The sequence below is a fragment of the Micromonospora sp. DH14 genome (assembly GCF_029809455.1).
Lineage (GTDB): Bacteria > Actinomycetota > Actinomycetes > Mycobacteriales > Micromonosporaceae > Micromonospora > Micromonospora parva.
The window spans coordinates 1-14,780 of the sequence record NZ_JARVKT010000044.1; the positions used below are offsets into that span (position 1 = coordinate 1).

Here is a 14,780-nt window from a genome sequence, read left to right on the forward strand (position 1 = left end):
GGGCCGCCCCCGGGGGGGGGGGGCCAGGATGGTGGGGGAGTGGGTTCGGAGGGCGGTCAGGCGGGAGGCGCGGGCCTCGTCCGGGTCCACCTCGTGGGCGTACGCCAGGTCGGGATCGACCAGCTGCACCATGTGCACCAGCAGGTCGCCGGTGAACAGCATCCGCTCCTCGGCTGAGGTCAGCAGCACCGACTGGTGGCCAGGGGTGTGGCCGGGGGTGGGCAGCAGACGTACCGCCGGGGTGAGGGTGGTCTCGCCGTCGACCACCCGGAGCTGGCCGGCGGCGCGCAACGGCCCGATCACGCCGGCCGGCAGCCCCGGGTTGAGCGTCTGGGCCGCGTCGATCTCGGCGCGCTGCACCAGGTAGCTCGCGTTCGGGAAGTACGGCCGCCCCGGCGTGCCGGTGACCGCCCAGCCGATGTGGTCACTGTGCAGGTGGGTCAGCACGACCGTGTCGACGTCGGCCGGGTCGATGCCGGCGGCGGCCAGCTCGGCGGGCATCCGGCCGGGCGCCGGTGCCCAGCTCGCGGCGAGGGAGTCCGACGGCCCGATGCCGGCGTCGACGAGCGTCACCGGCCCGTCGTCGACCCGGATCGCGAAACTGCGGAACGGCAGCCACCACTGCCCGTCGGCGGTCACCGAGCCGGGGTCGCGTCGGTCGGCCTCCGCCCAGTGCGCTGTCGTGGCCTGCGGAAACGCGTCCGCGCGAGGTTGGAAGAACTGACCCTCACCGTCGGTGAGCGCGGTGACCGTGATAGACCCGAGGGTGCGGTTCAGTGGCATCGGACGATGATTCCAGGGCATTCCTGTTCCGCGCAGTCCGGTTCCGCCGGCCGGTCGAGGCCGGCTGGGGGCTGCCGGTCCAATTGCAGTACGCTCGTACTGCTTGAGCACGTGTCCCCCGAGAGGAGCGCCGGCCGATGGCGAAGATCAAGGTAAACAACCCGGTCGTAGAACTCGACGGCGACGAGATGACCCGGATCATCTGGAAGCAGATCCGGGAGCAGCTGATCCTGCCCTACCTCGACGTCGACCTGCACTACTACGACCTGTCGATCCAGTACCGCGACGAGACCGACGACCAGGTCACGATCGACGCCGCCAACGCCATCAAGGAGCACGGCGTCGGCGTCAAGTGCGCGACCATCACCCCGGACGAGGCCCGGGTCGAGGAGTTCGGCCTGAAGAAGATGTGGCGGTCGCCCAACGGCACCATCCGCAACATCCTCGGCGGCGTCGTCTTCCGTGAGCCGATCATCATGTCCAACGTGCCGCGGCTGGTCCCCGGCTGGACCAAGCCGATCATCATCGGCCGGCACGCCCACGGTGACCAGTACAAGGCCACCGACTTCGTCGTCCCCGGCCCGGGCACGGTGACCATCACCTACACCCCGGCCGACGGCGGCACGCCGATGGAGATGGAGGTCGCCAACTTCCCCGGCGGCGGCATCGCCATGGGCATGTACAACTACGACGAGTCGATCCGGGACTTCGCCCGCGCCTCGTTCCGGTACGGCCTGGACCGCAACTACCCGGTCTACATGTCGACCAAGAACACCATCCTCAAGGCGTACGACGGCCGCTTCAAGGACATCTTCGCCGAGGTGTTCGAGGCGGAGTTCAAGGCCGAGTTCGACGCTGCCGGCCTCACCTACGAGCACCGGCTCATCGACGACATGGTCGCCGCCGCGCTCAAGTGGGAGGGCGGCTACGTCTGGGCCTGCAAGAACTACGACGGTGACGTGCAGTCCGACACCGTGGCGCAGGGCTTCGGCTCGCTGGGTCTGATGACCTCCGTCCTGCTCTCCCCGGACGGCCGTACCGTCGAGGCCGAGGCCGCGCACGGCACTGTCACCCGGCACTACCGGCAGTACCAGAAGGGCGAGAAGACCTCGACCAACCCGATCGCGTCGATCTACGCCTGGACCCGGGGCCTGGCCCACCGGGGCAAGCTGGACGGCACGCCGGCGGTCACCGAGTTCGCCAACACCCTGGAGCAGGTCATCGTCGACACCGTCGAGGGTGGCCAGATGACCAAGGACCTCGCGCTGCTCATCTCGCGCGACGCCCCGTGGCTGACCACCGACGAGTTCATGAACGCGCTCGACGAGAACCTGGCCCGCAAGCTCGCCGCCTGATCCAGGCGTACCGCGTCATCGGAGCCCGCCGGCCACCCGCCGGCGGGCTTCGGCGTGTCCGGCGGTGCCGCGCCGATCGGCGTCACCCCGCTCGGCGCGCCTCGTTGACCAGGATGGACGAGATGCCAGTCGCGTCCAGGAAGGTTGACCACGGTCGACCCGCGGCACCCGTGCGCCGATCAGCCAGCCTTCCCGGCTGTGCCGTGCACAGCCAGCCGTCCCTTCCCTGCGGGGGGCCCTGTCCCGGGCCCCCCGCGCCCTGTTTCCCGCCGCGCTTGGCCGCGCTCAGCCACCGGCCAAGCTCAGGCACCCGACGCAGCGGGCCCGCTCAGGCGGCACGCAGCAGGTCGGCGGCGCGTTCCGGGGCGATGTCGTTGATGAAGACGCCCATCCCGGACTCGGAGCCCGCCAGGAACTTCAGCTTGTCGGTGGCCCGCCGGATGCTGAACAGCTGCAGGTGCAGGTAACCCAGCTCGCGATCGATCCGTACCGGGGCCTGGTGCCAGGCCGAGATGTACGGCATCGGCATGTCGAACAGGCCGTCGAAGCGGCGCAGCAGATCCAGGTAGAGCGGACCGAACGACTCCCGCTCGCTGTCGCTGAGCGCCGGGATGTCCGGCAGCACCCGGTGCGGCGCGACGTGCACCTCGAACGGCCAGCGGGCGGCTGCCGGGACGTACGCCGTCCAGTGTTCGTTCTCGGCGACCACCCGGTCACCGGTGGCCCGCTCGGCGGCCAGCACGTCCGCGTACAGGTTGCCCCCGCCGGTCCGCTCGGCGTGCCGGCGCGCCGCGGCCAGCATCGCCCGGGTGCGCGGCGTCACGAAGGGGTACGCGTAGATCTGCCCGTGCGGATGGTGCAGCGTGACACCGATCTCGACGCCCCGGTTCTCGAAGCAGAAGACCTGCTCGACGCCGGGCAGCGCGCCGAGCGCCTCGGTGCGGTCGGCGAGCGCGTCCAGCACGGTGCGGACCCGGCGTGGCGGCAGGCTGGCGAAGGACGCGTTGTGGTCGGAGGTGAAGCAGACCACCTCGCACCGGCCGACGCCCGGCCGGACCGGGGTGAACGGGGTGATCTCCCCGGGCTCCTCGGCCACCCGACCGCTCAGCGACGGAAACCGGTTCTCGAAGACCACCACGTCGTAGTCGGGTGCCGGGATCTCGGTCAGCCGGTCGCCCACCGACGGGTCGAGCGGGCACTCGTTCGCCGGTGGGAGGAAGGTGCGGGTCTGCCGGTGCACGGCGACCGCCACCCACTCGTCGGTCAGCGGGTCGTAGCGCAGCTGCGACGCGGGGGGAGGCGGTGGCAGGTCCCGGCGGTCCGGCTGGTCGCGGACCGCGTCGTCACGCTCGTCGAAGTAGATCAGCTCCCGGCCGTCGGCCAGGTCGATCGCGGTGCGCTTCACGGCGCCGTCCCCTCAGTTGTCGGCGTGCGCGTCACGCGGCCCGCCCCCTGTCGCCTTCACCATGATCAGTTCGCCCACCCGTTCGTCGAGTACCCGCCGTGCGGATGGGGGCAACCGGTCGTCGCTGACCAGTACGTGGGCCGCCGCCAACTCGACGATCGAGGAGATGCCCACGGTGCCCCACTTGGTGTGGTCGGCGAGCACCACCAGTTGGTCCGCCGCGGCCACCAGCGCCCGGTCGGTCTCCGCCTCCATCAGGTTCGGGGTGGTGAAGCCGGCCCGCTCGGTGATGCCGTGCACGCCCAGGAAGAGCAGATCCAGGTGCAGTGACCGGACGGCCCCCACCGCGAGTGGGCCGACCAGCGCGTCCGACGGTGTGCGTACTCCGCCGGTGAGCACCACCGTCTGGTCCGGACGGCCGCCCGCGTGCATGATCTCGGCCACCGGCAGCGAGTTCGTCACGACGGTCAGCTCGGGGACGTCCACCAGCCGGCGGGCCAGCTCGGCGGTGGTCGTGCCGGCGGAGAGCGCGACCGCCGCGCCGGGCCGGACCAGCTGGGCGGCCCGATCGGCGATGGCCGCCTTCTCCGGCAGTTGGCGGACCGACTTGGCGCGGAAGCCCGGCTCGTCGGTCGCGCTCGGCCCGGTCGTGGTGGCACCGCCGTGCACCTTGGCCAGCAGGCCGCGTTCGTGCAGCGCGTCCAGGTCACGCCGGATGGTCATGTCGGACACGCCGAACTCGCCGGCCAGCTCGCTGACCCGGACGCCGCCGGTCGAGCGGACCCGCTCCAGGATGGCCGCCTGCCGCTGCTGAGCCAGCATCCGCCGTGCCTCCCCGGGGTCCACGTACCCTCACGCGGTCAAACGTGTTCCAACAAAGATGAACACTAGCGCGTGCCGCTCAGCGGCGGAAGAAACGGGGGTACGGCGAGGCCTCAGGTGGACGGGATGGTCAACTCCACCCAACCGGTCTCGGTCAGATGGTGCAGCACCGCCTGCACCGCGTCCGCCACGCTCACGTCACTGGTGTCGAGAACCAGATCCGCGTCGGTCGGCTCCTCGTACGGGTCGTCGATACCGGTCATCCCGGTGAGCAGGCCGGCCCGTGCCCGCGCGTACAGGCCCTTGCGGTCCCGGCGCTCGCACACCTCCAGCGGAGTGGCCACGTGCACCAGCACGAAACCCGCCCCGGCGGCGAGAGCCATCTCCCGGGCGGTGGCGCGGGCCGCCGCGTACGGGGCGATCGGGCAGCAGATGCTCACCCCACGGTGCCGGGCGATCTCGGCGGCCACCCAGCCGATCCGCCGGACGTTGAGATCCCGGTCGGCCTTGCTGAAGCTCAACCCGGCGGAGAGTTCCCGGCGCACCACGTCCCCGTCGAGCAGGGTCACCGTCCGGTCGCCGCTCTCCCGCAACGCGTCCGCCAACCCCCGGGCGACAGTCGACTTGCCGGAGCCGGAGAGGCCGGTCAGGAAGACCACCAGCCCTCGCTGCCGACGCGGCGGCCGGGCCCGGGCCAACTCCCGCGCCACAGCGGGCGGCGTGTGCCACTCCGGCAGCGGGAAACCCCTGTCGAGCAGGTCGTCGATCTCCGCCTGGGTCAGCGCGAGCCGGCGGTTGCGCGGTGGGATGTCCTCCCGCCACCGCCACTGCCCGTCCCGGTTGTCGTAGGCGAGTTCGCGGGGCACCAGCACCCGCAGCCCGGCGCCGGAGAGCATCTCCCCGGTGGAGAGCAGGTGGGTGACCCCGTACGCGGCGGAGACCCGGGCGCGCAGCAACGCGTCGCTGATCTCCTCGTGGCGGTGCGACAGCGGCACCGCGACCAGCGTGGCGGGCGGCATCCGGTCCCGGGCGGCGAAGATCGTACGGACCAGCGCCTCCGGCGGGAGCCCACCGACACCGCCCTCACCGACCGGGATCATCACGAGCAGGTGAGCGGCCAGGGTGCGGGCGGCATGGGCGATCTGGGCGAGCTGCGGACGGTGCAACGGCCGATCGGCGATCACCCCGAGCACCCGGCCCGGGGGCAGCAGCGCGCGGACCTCCTCCGGGTCACGACGCAGCCGCTGGAACGGGCCGTGCCCACCGTCGCCCAGTCGCCGGACCTGGCCGCCCACCCCCGCCACACCCTCGCGGATCGGCCAGACGTCGGCCACGTCCAGGGCGGCGACCGGGGCGCCCTCCCCGTCGGTCAGCACGAGCGCCCGGCGGGCCGGGTCGCGCGGATCGAAGCTCTGCGCCAGTGCGGTCGGCACCTGGAGAACCACCGCCACCTGCCACGGGGTGCCGTCGGCCAGCCGGCCACGTCGGCTCACCGAGACCAGGTCGGCGCGGGTCATGAAGCCGGTCAGCGGGGCGTACGCGCCGGTCAGCAGCAGCTCCAGATCCGCGAGCTCACCGGGACGTGGCGTGTACGCCGGCGCGTCCCGTAGCACCTCGTCGGGCAGCACCCAGCCGTTGCTCATTCACGCTCCCCACTCGCTGACCGGCACACAGTTTCGCAGCCGACCGCCGATCGGTCGAGGGTGCCACTCCAAGACCCCCCGCCGCCGGGTCAGCGTTTGATCCGCCGGCCCACCGCCGACCGCAGCCGGTTCCACACCTTCCGCTCGTCGCGGATGCGCGGTCGCGAGCCGTCGGCCCGGCAGATGAACACCAGCGGCAGTCGCGCGTCCTCGGTCCAGCCCACGTTGGTGATCCGGGCCTTCAGCAGCCAGCTACCCCGCGTCCGGCCGCCGTTGAGGGCGGCGAAGTCGATGGTGGCGGTGGCCCGGTGCACCAGGTGGACCGTGTCCGCTGCTGTCGTACCGGTGATCCGTTCGGTCTCGAAGGTGTTCGGCAGGAAGATCTCGGCGCCGGTCTCCCGGTGGCGGGCCACCAGGTCCAGGCGGGCCTTGCGCACCTGCGCGGTCGCGTCGAGCACCTCGGGCTCGATCTCCTCCATCGGCAGCATCAGCACGTCGCGGTCAGCGTCGGCGCGAAAACTGACCGGCTGGTCCGCGGAGCGCAGCTCGGCGGCGACGGTCACCGTGACGGCGTGGTCGGCGCGCCGAAGCTCACCGACGGTGCCGTGGGCGCGGATGCCCGCCTCCCACTGGGCAAGCCTGCGCAGGTCCGCGACCCGGCCCCGCTCCGCCAGGTACGCCATCGCCCGGAGCATCGGCGGCAGCCCACCGGCGACGCCAGGGGCGAAGCGGTCCTGCATGATCTTCTGGACCTCCAGCGCGACCTGCTCCACCCATGTCTCAGGGGCGTTCAGCATCCGCTTGCCGCGCAGCCGGCTGAGCATCTCGTTGCGCAGCCAGCGCCGGTGCAGCCGGTCCCGCAGCGCACCCGGCTCGGTGTGGGCGTCGACCACGTCCAGCGCCTCCCGCACCCTGGCGTAGTAGCTCGACGGGTCCAGCGGAGCCGCGGTGACGTTGCGTGCGTCGCCCCGTTGAACGTGGTGGTAGCAGATGTAGTCGGACAACACGGAGGTCCGCCGGGACAGGAAGTAGGCCCGGACCACCAGCGAATGATCCTCCAGCCGACGCTTGCCGCCCTCCGGGAACCGCAGACCGTGCTCGTTGAGGAACGACCGCCGGAACAGCTTGTGACAGGTCAGGCTGTCGATCAGGGGTGAGTTGCTGAGCGTCGCGTCGAAGCGGTTCTTCCGGAACAGCTCCCGCGGCACGGGCCGGCCGTACCCGGCCATCTTCCCGATCACGATGTCGGCGTCGTTCGCCTTCGCGCAGGCGTACAGCCGCTCCAACGCCTCGTCGGCGAACCAGTCGTCGTCGTCGGCGAAGAAGACGTACTCGCCGCGGGCCTGCTCGATGCCGAGGTTGCGCGGACGCGACGGCCAGCCGGAGTTCTCGATGTGCAGCACACTGATGTGTCCGTGCTCAGCCGCCAGCCGGTCCAGCCGCTCGGCGGTCTCGTCGGTCGAGCCGTCGTCGACGAAGATCACCTCGAACTCGTCGGCGGGCAGTGACTGGCGCAGCAGTGAGGCGACGAGCTTCTCGATGTGCGGGCCGCAGTTGTACGCCGGCACCACGACGCTCACCTTCGGGACGCCCACCTCGGCCATCAGGATCCCTCCCGCGTCGTCGGTCGATCGCCAGGCGGATCGATGCCCGGTGAACGAGAGGTGAATGGTGTCACCTCGGATGGGTCTTTCCGGAAGCGGGGTCCGACCGAACGCGGGACCGGCGAAAACGCCGCGAGAGCCCGCCGCGGACCTTAGGGGGCCGGCCGGGAAAGGATCAGGGGAGCGCCGGGGGCGTGCCGGTGTCCATGCTGGGCATCGACTCCCTACGCTGGGCGCGTGACACTGATCGCGACCCAGTCGCTCACCAAGACGTACGGAGGTCGGGTCACCGCGTTGGCCGACCTCACCGTCGCCGTCGAGCCCGGGATCATCGGCCTGGTGGGCGCGAACGGCGCCGGCAAATCCACCTTGATCAAGATCCTGCTCGGCCTGATCGCACCAACCAGCGGCCAGGTCTCGGTGCTGGGCATCGACCCGACCGCGGACCCGGCGGCCGTCCGCAACCGGGTCGGTTACATGCCGGAGCACGACTGCCTCCCACCGGACCTGTCCGCCGCCGAGCTGGTCACCCACCTCGGCCGGATGAGCGGCCTGCCCCGCACCGCGGCCCGCGAGCGGGCCTCGGAGGCGCTGCGGCACGTGGGGCTCTACGAGGAGCGCTACCGGCCGGTCGGCGGCTACTCGACCGGCATGAAGCAGCGCGTCAAGCTGGCCCAGGCGCTCGTGCACGACCCCGACCTGCTGTTGCTCGACGAGCCGACGAACGGTCTGGACCCGGCCGGCCGCGACGCCATGCTGGCCCTGGTGCACCGGATCGGCACCGAGTTCGGCATCTCCGTCCTGGTCTGCTCGCACCTCCTCGGCGAGGTCGAGCGGATCTGCGACACGCTGATCGCCATCGACGGTGGCCGGTTGCTGCGCGCCGACAACATCTCCGCGATGACCTCGGCGACCGACGTGCTCGCCGTCGAGGTGAGCGAGGGCACCGAGGAACTCGCCGCCCGGCTGGCCGAGTTGAAGCTGCCGGTCGCGCGGGACGGGCGACTGCTACTCGTCGAACTCGCCGACGACGGCACCTACGACCTGATCCTCGGCGCGGTCGCCGACCTCGACCTGCCACTGCACCGACTCGACCAGCGCCGGCACCGGGTGGCCGAACTCTTCGCCACGAGGGAGCTCACTCATGCCTGAGCCGTCCACCACCACCGCCCGGCAGACGCCGACCGGCGTCATCCACGACATCGGCTACCAGCGCTACGAGGGCCCGAGGCTGGGCCGTCGGCAGGTCTTCGGCGCGCTCTACCTGCACGGTCTGCGCACCGCGTTCGGGTTCGGGCGCAGCGCCAAGGCCAAGATCTTCCCGTGGCTGGTGGTCGGCATCGTCACCCTGGTCGCGGTGGCCCTGGCCGCCATCCGCAGCCAGATCGGCGAGCCGGTCGCCACGTACGCCCAGTTCGCCGACTCGATGAGCTGGCTGGTCATCTTCTTCGTCGCGGTCGTCGCCCCGGAGCTGGTCTCCCGAGATCTGCGCAGTGGTGTGCTGCCGCTGTACTTCTCCCGGCCGCTGCCGCGCAGCGACTACGCGTTGGCCAAGCTGCTGGCGCTGGCCACCGCGCTCTGGCTGCTGCTCGGCGGGCCGCAGCTGCTGATGTTCCTGGGTGCCGCGTTCACCACCAAGCAGGGCATGCGCGGGGTGTGGAACGAACTGCTCGACCTGCTGCCCGGGCTGCTCTACGCCGGCCTGTGGGCGGTGGTCTTCGCCTCGGTCGGCCTGCTGGTCGCGTCGCTGACCGGCAAGCGTGCCTTCGCCGCCGGCGGTGTGGTCGCGGTCTTCCTGATGACCACCCCGATCGTGGGCGTGCTGAGCATCCTGCCGTCGCGCGCCGCCAACGAACTGGCCGGGCTCGCCTCCCCCTCCACGCTGGTGCAGGGGGTGGGCATCTGGTCGCTCGGTGACCTGCTCGTCGAAGGTGACCAGGGCGGCCCGTCCATCGGCGGGTTCGGCCCGGTCTACGCCCTGGCCGCGGTGCTGCTGGTCGCCGGCGCGACCGCTCTGCTGCTGGCCCGCTACCGGAAGGTCGCCTCCTGATGAGCACGCTGAGCCTGACCGGGGTGTCCCGGTGGTACGGCAACGTGGTCGCCGTCAACGACATCAGCATGGCCCTGGGGCCGGGCGTGACCGGGCTGCTCGGCCCGAACGGCGCCGGCAAGACCACGCTGCTGCACATGATGGCCGGGTTCCTCGCCCCGTCGCGCGGCACTGTCACCCTCGACGACGAGCCGACCTGGCGCAACCCCGACGTCTACCGGCGGTTGGGGCTGGTCAGCGAACGGGAGGCGGTGCAGGGCTTCCTGACCGCGTACGAGTTCGTGCTGGCCAGCGCGAAGCTGCACCGGCTGCCCGACCCCGCGGCCGCGGCCCGACGGGCGATCGATCTGGTGGAGCTGGAATCGGCGCAGGACCGCCGGATCGGCACGTACTCCAAGGGCATGCGCCAGCGCGCCCGGGTGGCCGCCGCGCTGGTGCACGACCCGCAGGTGCTGCTGCTCGACGAGCCGTTCAACGGCATGGACCCGCGCCAGCGGCTGCACATGATGCAGCTGCTGCACACCCTGGGCGACGCCGGCCGGACGATCCTGTTCAGCTCGCACATCCTGGAGGAGGTCGAGCAGGTCTCCGGGACGGTGCAGGTGATGGTGGCCGGCCGGTTGGCCGCCTCCGGCGACTTCCGGACCATCCGCCGGTTGATGACCAACCGCCCGCACGTCTTCGCGGTGCGCTCCACCGACGACCGGGCGTTGGCCGTCGCGCTGATCGCCGAGGCGTCGGTGAGCGGGGTCGAGTTGGAACCGACCGGCCTGACCGTGCGGGCCGGTGACTACGGCGCGTTCACCCGGGCGCTACCCCGGATCGCCCTGAGCAAGGGCATCCGGGTGCGCCAACTGGTGCCGTCCGACGAATCCCTGGAGAGCGTCTTCTCCTACCTGGTGGAGGCATAGATGTCCACGGTTACCTGGATCACCGCGCGCGGGTTGTTCGGCCGACGTCGGTTCCTGCTGCTGTTGCCGCTGCCGTTGGTGCTGCTCGGCCTGGCCGTGCTCTGTCGGTCGCTGGGGGTGGACCCGCGCGAGTGGGGGCCGCCGGTGCTCGTCGGTCTCGGGCTCGCCGTGGTGCTACCGGTGGTCGCGCTGATCATCGGCACGGGCGTGCTGGGCGCCGAGATCGACGACGGCACCGTGGTGCACATCCTGACCAAGCCGCTGCCGCGCTGGCAGATCGTGCTGCCGAAGCTCGCGGTGGCCGCCGGGGTCACCGCGGTGACCGTGGCGGTGCCGCTCTACGTCGCGGGCGTGCTCGCCAGTTCGGTACGCCTCGGTCTGGCGCTGGCCGCCGCGGCGGCGCTCGGCGCGCTGGCGTACTCGGCGTTCTTCCTCGCGCTCAGCCTGGTCACCAGGCGGCCGGTGCTCCTCGGCCTGGTCTACGTGCTGATCTGGGAGGGTCTGCTGGGCAACTTCGTCAGCGGCACCAAGGTGCTCTCCATCCAGCAGTACGTGATCGCCCTCGCCGACCGGATCGCCCCCACCGGACTGCTGGAGGCGAGCGTGTCGGTGTCGGTGGCGTCGGTGATGACCGCGCTGGTCAGCGTCGGCTTCACTGTGCTCGCCATCGACCGCCTGCGCTCGTTCAGCGTGGCCGGCGAGACGAGCTGACAGCGGTGTTAGGCCGTGTGTCGAAGCCCCTGGCCGGACCGCCGCCTGGACTCCGCCTCGGCTCGACCGAGGCTTTGACACACGCCCCAGCCGCTGTTCCGGCCAGCCCCCGCGCGGCGGTAGGGCTGGCCGGATGGACCGGTCGGGCCCGCTCGCGGCAGGCTGACGGGCGTGAGCGTCGAAGCGGAGCGGACGTCGTTGGCTGAGCCGTACTCCCGGAGTAGCCGGCCGTGGCTGACCAGCCTGGCCGTCGCCGGGCTGGCCTGTGCCACGGTCGCCACGGCGGCCCAGGGCAGCGGCCAGTTCCACTGGTGGGCCGTGTTCATCCTGATTCCGGCCGCGTTGATCGCGGCCAGTGGCGGGCCGTTGCTGGCCCGCGGGGGTGGCCGGGCCTTCGCCGGGTACGTGCTGGCCTGTGTCGGCACGATCGTCTTCGCGGTCGGCGCGCTGCTGATGTTCGGCGTGATGGGGCGCGGCTGGCCGCTGCTGGTGGTGCTGCCCTGCCTGGCCGTCGCCGGCACCTACGGCTGGCGGGCGGCTCACCCGCTGGCCCGCGGCCTGCACCGGGCGGTGGCCCTGCTCGCGCTGACCGGCGCGCTGCTCGGCCTGACCCTGCAACTGATCCGGGTGAATCTGATCCACCTCAAGACCGGCTGGTGGGGCGCCTTCCTGATGCTGGCCGGGGCGATCGTGCTGGGCAACGCGGGGGAGCTGACCCGGCACCGGATGCCGTACCGACTCCAGGCGATCACCCTGCTGGTGGGGCCCTCCGTGGTCGCGTTCCTGCTCGGGCTGCGGTTCCTGCGCGGCTGGTGACCCGCCGGTCCGCCGCCGCCCGTGCGGGCGGCGACGGACCGGGGTCAGAAGGCGCAGGCGATGACCAGCTCCGGGGCGCGGTCCGGGAGCAGGTCGAGCTTGGCGATCCGGCCCGCCGCCCGTAGGTCGTCGGCGACCAGGGTGAGCTGCTCCAGCAGCGCCGCCGGGCCGAGCGCCTCGGCCAACGGCACCTCCGCCTTCATCGACAGCTTCCGCTCCGACTTGGCCCGGCGCACCTGGCTCAACGCGTCACCGGCGAGCCGCAGCAGCGCCGGATCCCCCGACCCCTCGATCGTCCGGGCCACCTCGTGGGTGGTGGGCCAGGGCGCCCGGTGCACCGAGCCGTAACGCCACCACGACCAGACCTCCTCGGTCACGTACGGCAGCACCGGGGCGAACAACCGCAGCTGCACCGACAGCGCCGAGGCCAACGCGGCCCGTGCCGAGTCGGCCGCCGCGCCGGTGCCGTAGGCGCGCTCCTTGACCAGCTCGATGTAGTCGTCGCAGAACCGCCAGAAGAACGCCTCGGTCACCTGCAACGCCGCCGTGTGGTCGTACGAGTCGAAGGCGGCGCCCGCGGCGGTGACCACGGTGGCCAGCTCGGCGAGCATCGCCCGGTCCAGTGGTGTGGTGGCCGACGACTCCAGGTCGCGGCGTGGCGTCAGACGCGCCGAGCTGGAGTTGTCGTACGGGGCGCGCAGGGCGTCCGCCGCGCCCAGCCCGAGCACGAACTTGGACGCGTTGAGCAGCTTGGTGGCCAGCCGCCGGCCCACCTTGATCTGCGCCGGGTCGAACGCCAGGTCCATGCCGGGCTTGCCGCTGGCCGCCCAGTAGCGCACCGCGTCCGAGCCGTGCTGCTCCAACAGGGCCAGCGGGGTCACCACGTTCCCCTTGGACTTCGCCATCTTCTTGCGGTCGGGGTCGAGGATCCAGCCCGAGAGCACGGTGTCCCGCCAGGGCAGCACCCCGTGTTCGAAGTGGGAACGGACCACGCTGTCGAAGAGCCAGGTCCGGATGATCTCCTGCCCCTGCGGGCGGAGGTCCATCGGGAAGACCCGGGCGAACAGGTCCGGGTCGGTCTCCCAGCCACCGACGATCTGCGGGGTCAGCGACGACGTGGCCCAGGTGTCCAGCACGTCCGGGTCGCCGATGAAACCGCCCGGCTGGCCGCGCTGCGCCTCGTCGTACCCCGGCGCCGGGTCGCTGGATGGATCGACCGGCAGCGCGGACTCGTCCGGCGTGAGAGGGTGGGTCCAGTCCGGCTCGCCAGCGTCGTCGAGCCGGTACCACACCGGCACCGGCACCCCGAAGAAGCGTTGGCGGCTGACCAGCCAGTCCCCGTTGAGGCCGCCCACCCAGTTGTCGTAGCGGTGTTTCATGTGCGCCGGCACCCAGTGCAGCTCCTCGCCCCGGGCCAGCAGGGTGGCGCGTAGCGCCTCGTCCCGGCCGCCGTTGCGCAGATACCACTGTCGGGTCGAGACGATCTCCAGTGGCCGGTCACCGCGTTCGTAGAACTTGACCGGGTGCGTGACCGGGCGCGGCTCGCCGACCAGGTCACCGGCGTCGGTCAGCATCCCGACGATCTCCCGGCGGGCACCGTTGACGGTCTGCCCGGCCAGCGCCGCGTACGGCTGCGGGGGCACCCCGTCCGGCGGCTCGGGGAGCAGCCGGCCGTCCCGGCCGATCACCACCCGGGTGGCCAGCCCCAGCTCACGCCACCAGGTCACGTCGGTCAGGTCACCGAAGGTGCAGACCATCGCGATGCCGGTGCCCTTGCCGGGTTCGGCGAGTGGATGGGCGTACACCGGCACCTCGACGTCGAACAGTGGGCTGCGCACCGTGCCGCCCACCAGGTCGGCGTAGCGCTCGTCGTCGGGGTGGCAGACCAGCGCCACGCAGGCCGGCAACAGCTCGGGCCGGGTGGTGTCGATGTCCACCGCGCGCCCGTCGGCAGTGGCGAACCGCAGCCGGTGGTAGGCGCCGGGGCGCTCCCGGTCCTCCAGCTCCGCCTGGGCGACAGCGGTGGCGAAGCCGACGTCCCAGAGCGTCGGCGCCTCCGACTGGTACGCCTCGCCGCGGCGCAGGTTGCGCAGGAACGCCCGTTGGCTGGTGGTCCGGGCGATCCGGCCGATCGTCGTGTAGGTCAGGGACCAGTCCACCGAGAGCCCCAGCCGCCGCCACAGCGCCTCGAAGGCCTGCTCGTCGGTGACCGTCAGCCGTTCGCACAACTCGATGAAGTTACGCCGGGAGATCGGGGTGGGGTCGCGACGGGCGGCGTCGTCGACCGGGGCCGCCGGTGGCCGCCACACCGGGTCGTACGGCAGCGCCGGGTCGGGTCGCACCCCGTACACGTTCTGCGCCCGACGCTCGGTGGGCAGGCCGTTGTCGTCCCAGCCCATCGGGTAGAAGACGGCCTTGCCGCGCATCCGCTGGTAGCGCGCCGAGGTGTCGGTGTGCGTGTACGAGAACACGTGCCCCATGTGCAGCTCGCCCGATACGGTCGGCGGCGGGGTGTCGATCGCGTACACGTCCTTGCGCTCCTTCGAGCGGTCGAACGCGTACGTGCCTTCCTCCTGCCAGCGGCGCGCCCAGCTCTCCTCGAGCCCGTCCAGGGTCGGACGCTCGGGAACGCCGGCGCGGGCCGTCCTCGCCGTGTCGGTCATCCTGCGATCGTAGGCAC

12 protein-coding genes are annotated in these 14,780 nt (G+C 71.8%); 6 read left to right on the top strand and 6 right to left on the bottom strand.

The window, feature by feature from the left end:
• The coding region (locus QCZ28_RS31845; protein WP_279520038.1) for an MBL fold metallo-hydrolase at positions 1-783 on the bottom strand (783 nt) is incomplete at its 3' end.
• Between the two features lie 137 nt (positions 784-920).
• Here QCZ28_RS31845 and QCZ28_RS31850 point away from each other — a divergent pair.
• Entirely contained in the window at positions 921-2,138 is a 1,218-nt protein-coding gene (locus tag QCZ28_RS31850) for an NADP-dependent isocitrate dehydrogenase (protein ID WP_088987690.1), read from the top strand.
• 328 nt (positions 2,139-2,466) lie between these two features.
• Here QCZ28_RS31850 and galT read toward each other — a convergent pair whose 3' ends face one another.
• The 4 genes from galT to QCZ28_RS31870 form a co-directional block, all read right to left on the bottom strand.
• A complete protein-coding gene (gene galT, locus QCZ28_RS31855) occupies positions 2,467-3,543 on the bottom strand; it encodes a galactose-1-phosphate uridylyltransferase (protein ID WP_210858955.1) in 1,077 nt (358 codons plus the stop codon).
• A 12-nt stretch (positions 3,544-3,555) separates the two neighbouring features.
• Positions 3,556-4,365 (bottom strand): DeoR/GlpR family DNA-binding transcription regulator, encoded by an 810-nt coding sequence (locus QCZ28_RS31860; protein ID WP_279520039.1) that lies wholly within the window; start codon positions 4,363-4,365, stop codon positions 3,556-3,558.
• Between the two features lie 113 nt (positions 4,366-4,478).
• The gene (gene cysC, locus QCZ28_RS31865; protein WP_279520040.1) at positions 4,479-6,008 is read right to left on the bottom strand and encodes an adenylyl-sulfate kinase; all 1,530 of its coding nucleotides are present in this window, start codon (positions 6,006-6,008) and stop codon (positions 4,479-4,481) included.
• Positions 6,009-6,097: 89 nt separating this feature from the next.
• Positions 6,098-7,612: a glycosyltransferase family 2 protein gene (locus tag QCZ28_RS31870; RefSeq protein ID WP_279520041.1), complete on the bottom strand. Its 1,515-nt coding sequence runs from the start codon at positions 7,610-7,612 to the stop codon at positions 6,098-6,100.
• Between the two features lie 237 nt (positions 7,613-7,849).
• Here QCZ28_RS31870 and QCZ28_RS31875 point away from each other — a divergent pair, with 237 nt between their 5' ends.
• The 5 genes from QCZ28_RS31875 (at position 7,850) to QCZ28_RS31895 (ending at position 12,100) form a co-directional block, all read left to right on the top strand.
• The gene (locus QCZ28_RS31875; protein WP_279520042.1) at positions 7,850-8,764 is read left to right on the top strand and encodes an ABC transporter ATP-binding protein; all 915 of its coding nucleotides are present in this window, start codon (positions 7,850-7,852) and stop codon (positions 8,762-8,764) included.
• On the top strand, positions 8,757-9,662 hold the full coding sequence (locus QCZ28_RS31880; protein ID WP_051708851.1) for an ABC transporter permease subunit: 906 nt from the start codon (positions 8,757-8,759) through the stop codon (positions 9,660-9,662). The genes QCZ28_RS31875 and QCZ28_RS31880 overlap by 8 nt, the downstream gene beginning before the upstream one ends.
• A complete protein-coding gene (locus QCZ28_RS31885) occupies positions 9,662-10,573 on the top strand; it encodes an ABC transporter ATP-binding protein (protein WP_210866470.1) in 912 nt (303 codons plus the stop codon). Before QCZ28_RS31880 ends, QCZ28_RS31885 begins: the two co-directional genes overlap by 1 nt.
• Complete coding sequence (locus QCZ28_RS31890; protein ID WP_030337472.1) at positions 10,574-11,284, top strand: ABC transporter permease subunit; 711 nt, start codon at positions 10,574-10,576, stop codon at positions 11,282-11,284. It abuts the gene before it with no gap.
• Between the two features lie 171 nt (positions 11,285-11,455).
• A complete protein-coding gene (locus tag QCZ28_RS31895; protein ID WP_279520043.1) occupies positions 11,456-12,100 on the top strand; it encodes a hypothetical protein in 645 nt (214 codons plus the stop codon).
• 44 nt (positions 12,101-12,144) lie between these two features.
• On the opposite strand, the gene valS is transcribed toward QCZ28_RS31895, so the two are convergent.
• The gene (gene valS / locus QCZ28_RS31900; protein WP_279520044.1) at positions 12,145-14,763 is read right to left on the bottom strand and encodes a valine--tRNA ligase; all 2,619 of its coding nucleotides are present in this window, start codon (positions 14,761-14,763) and stop codon (positions 12,145-12,147) included.
• Positions 14,764-14,780 lie beyond the last annotated feature (17 nt).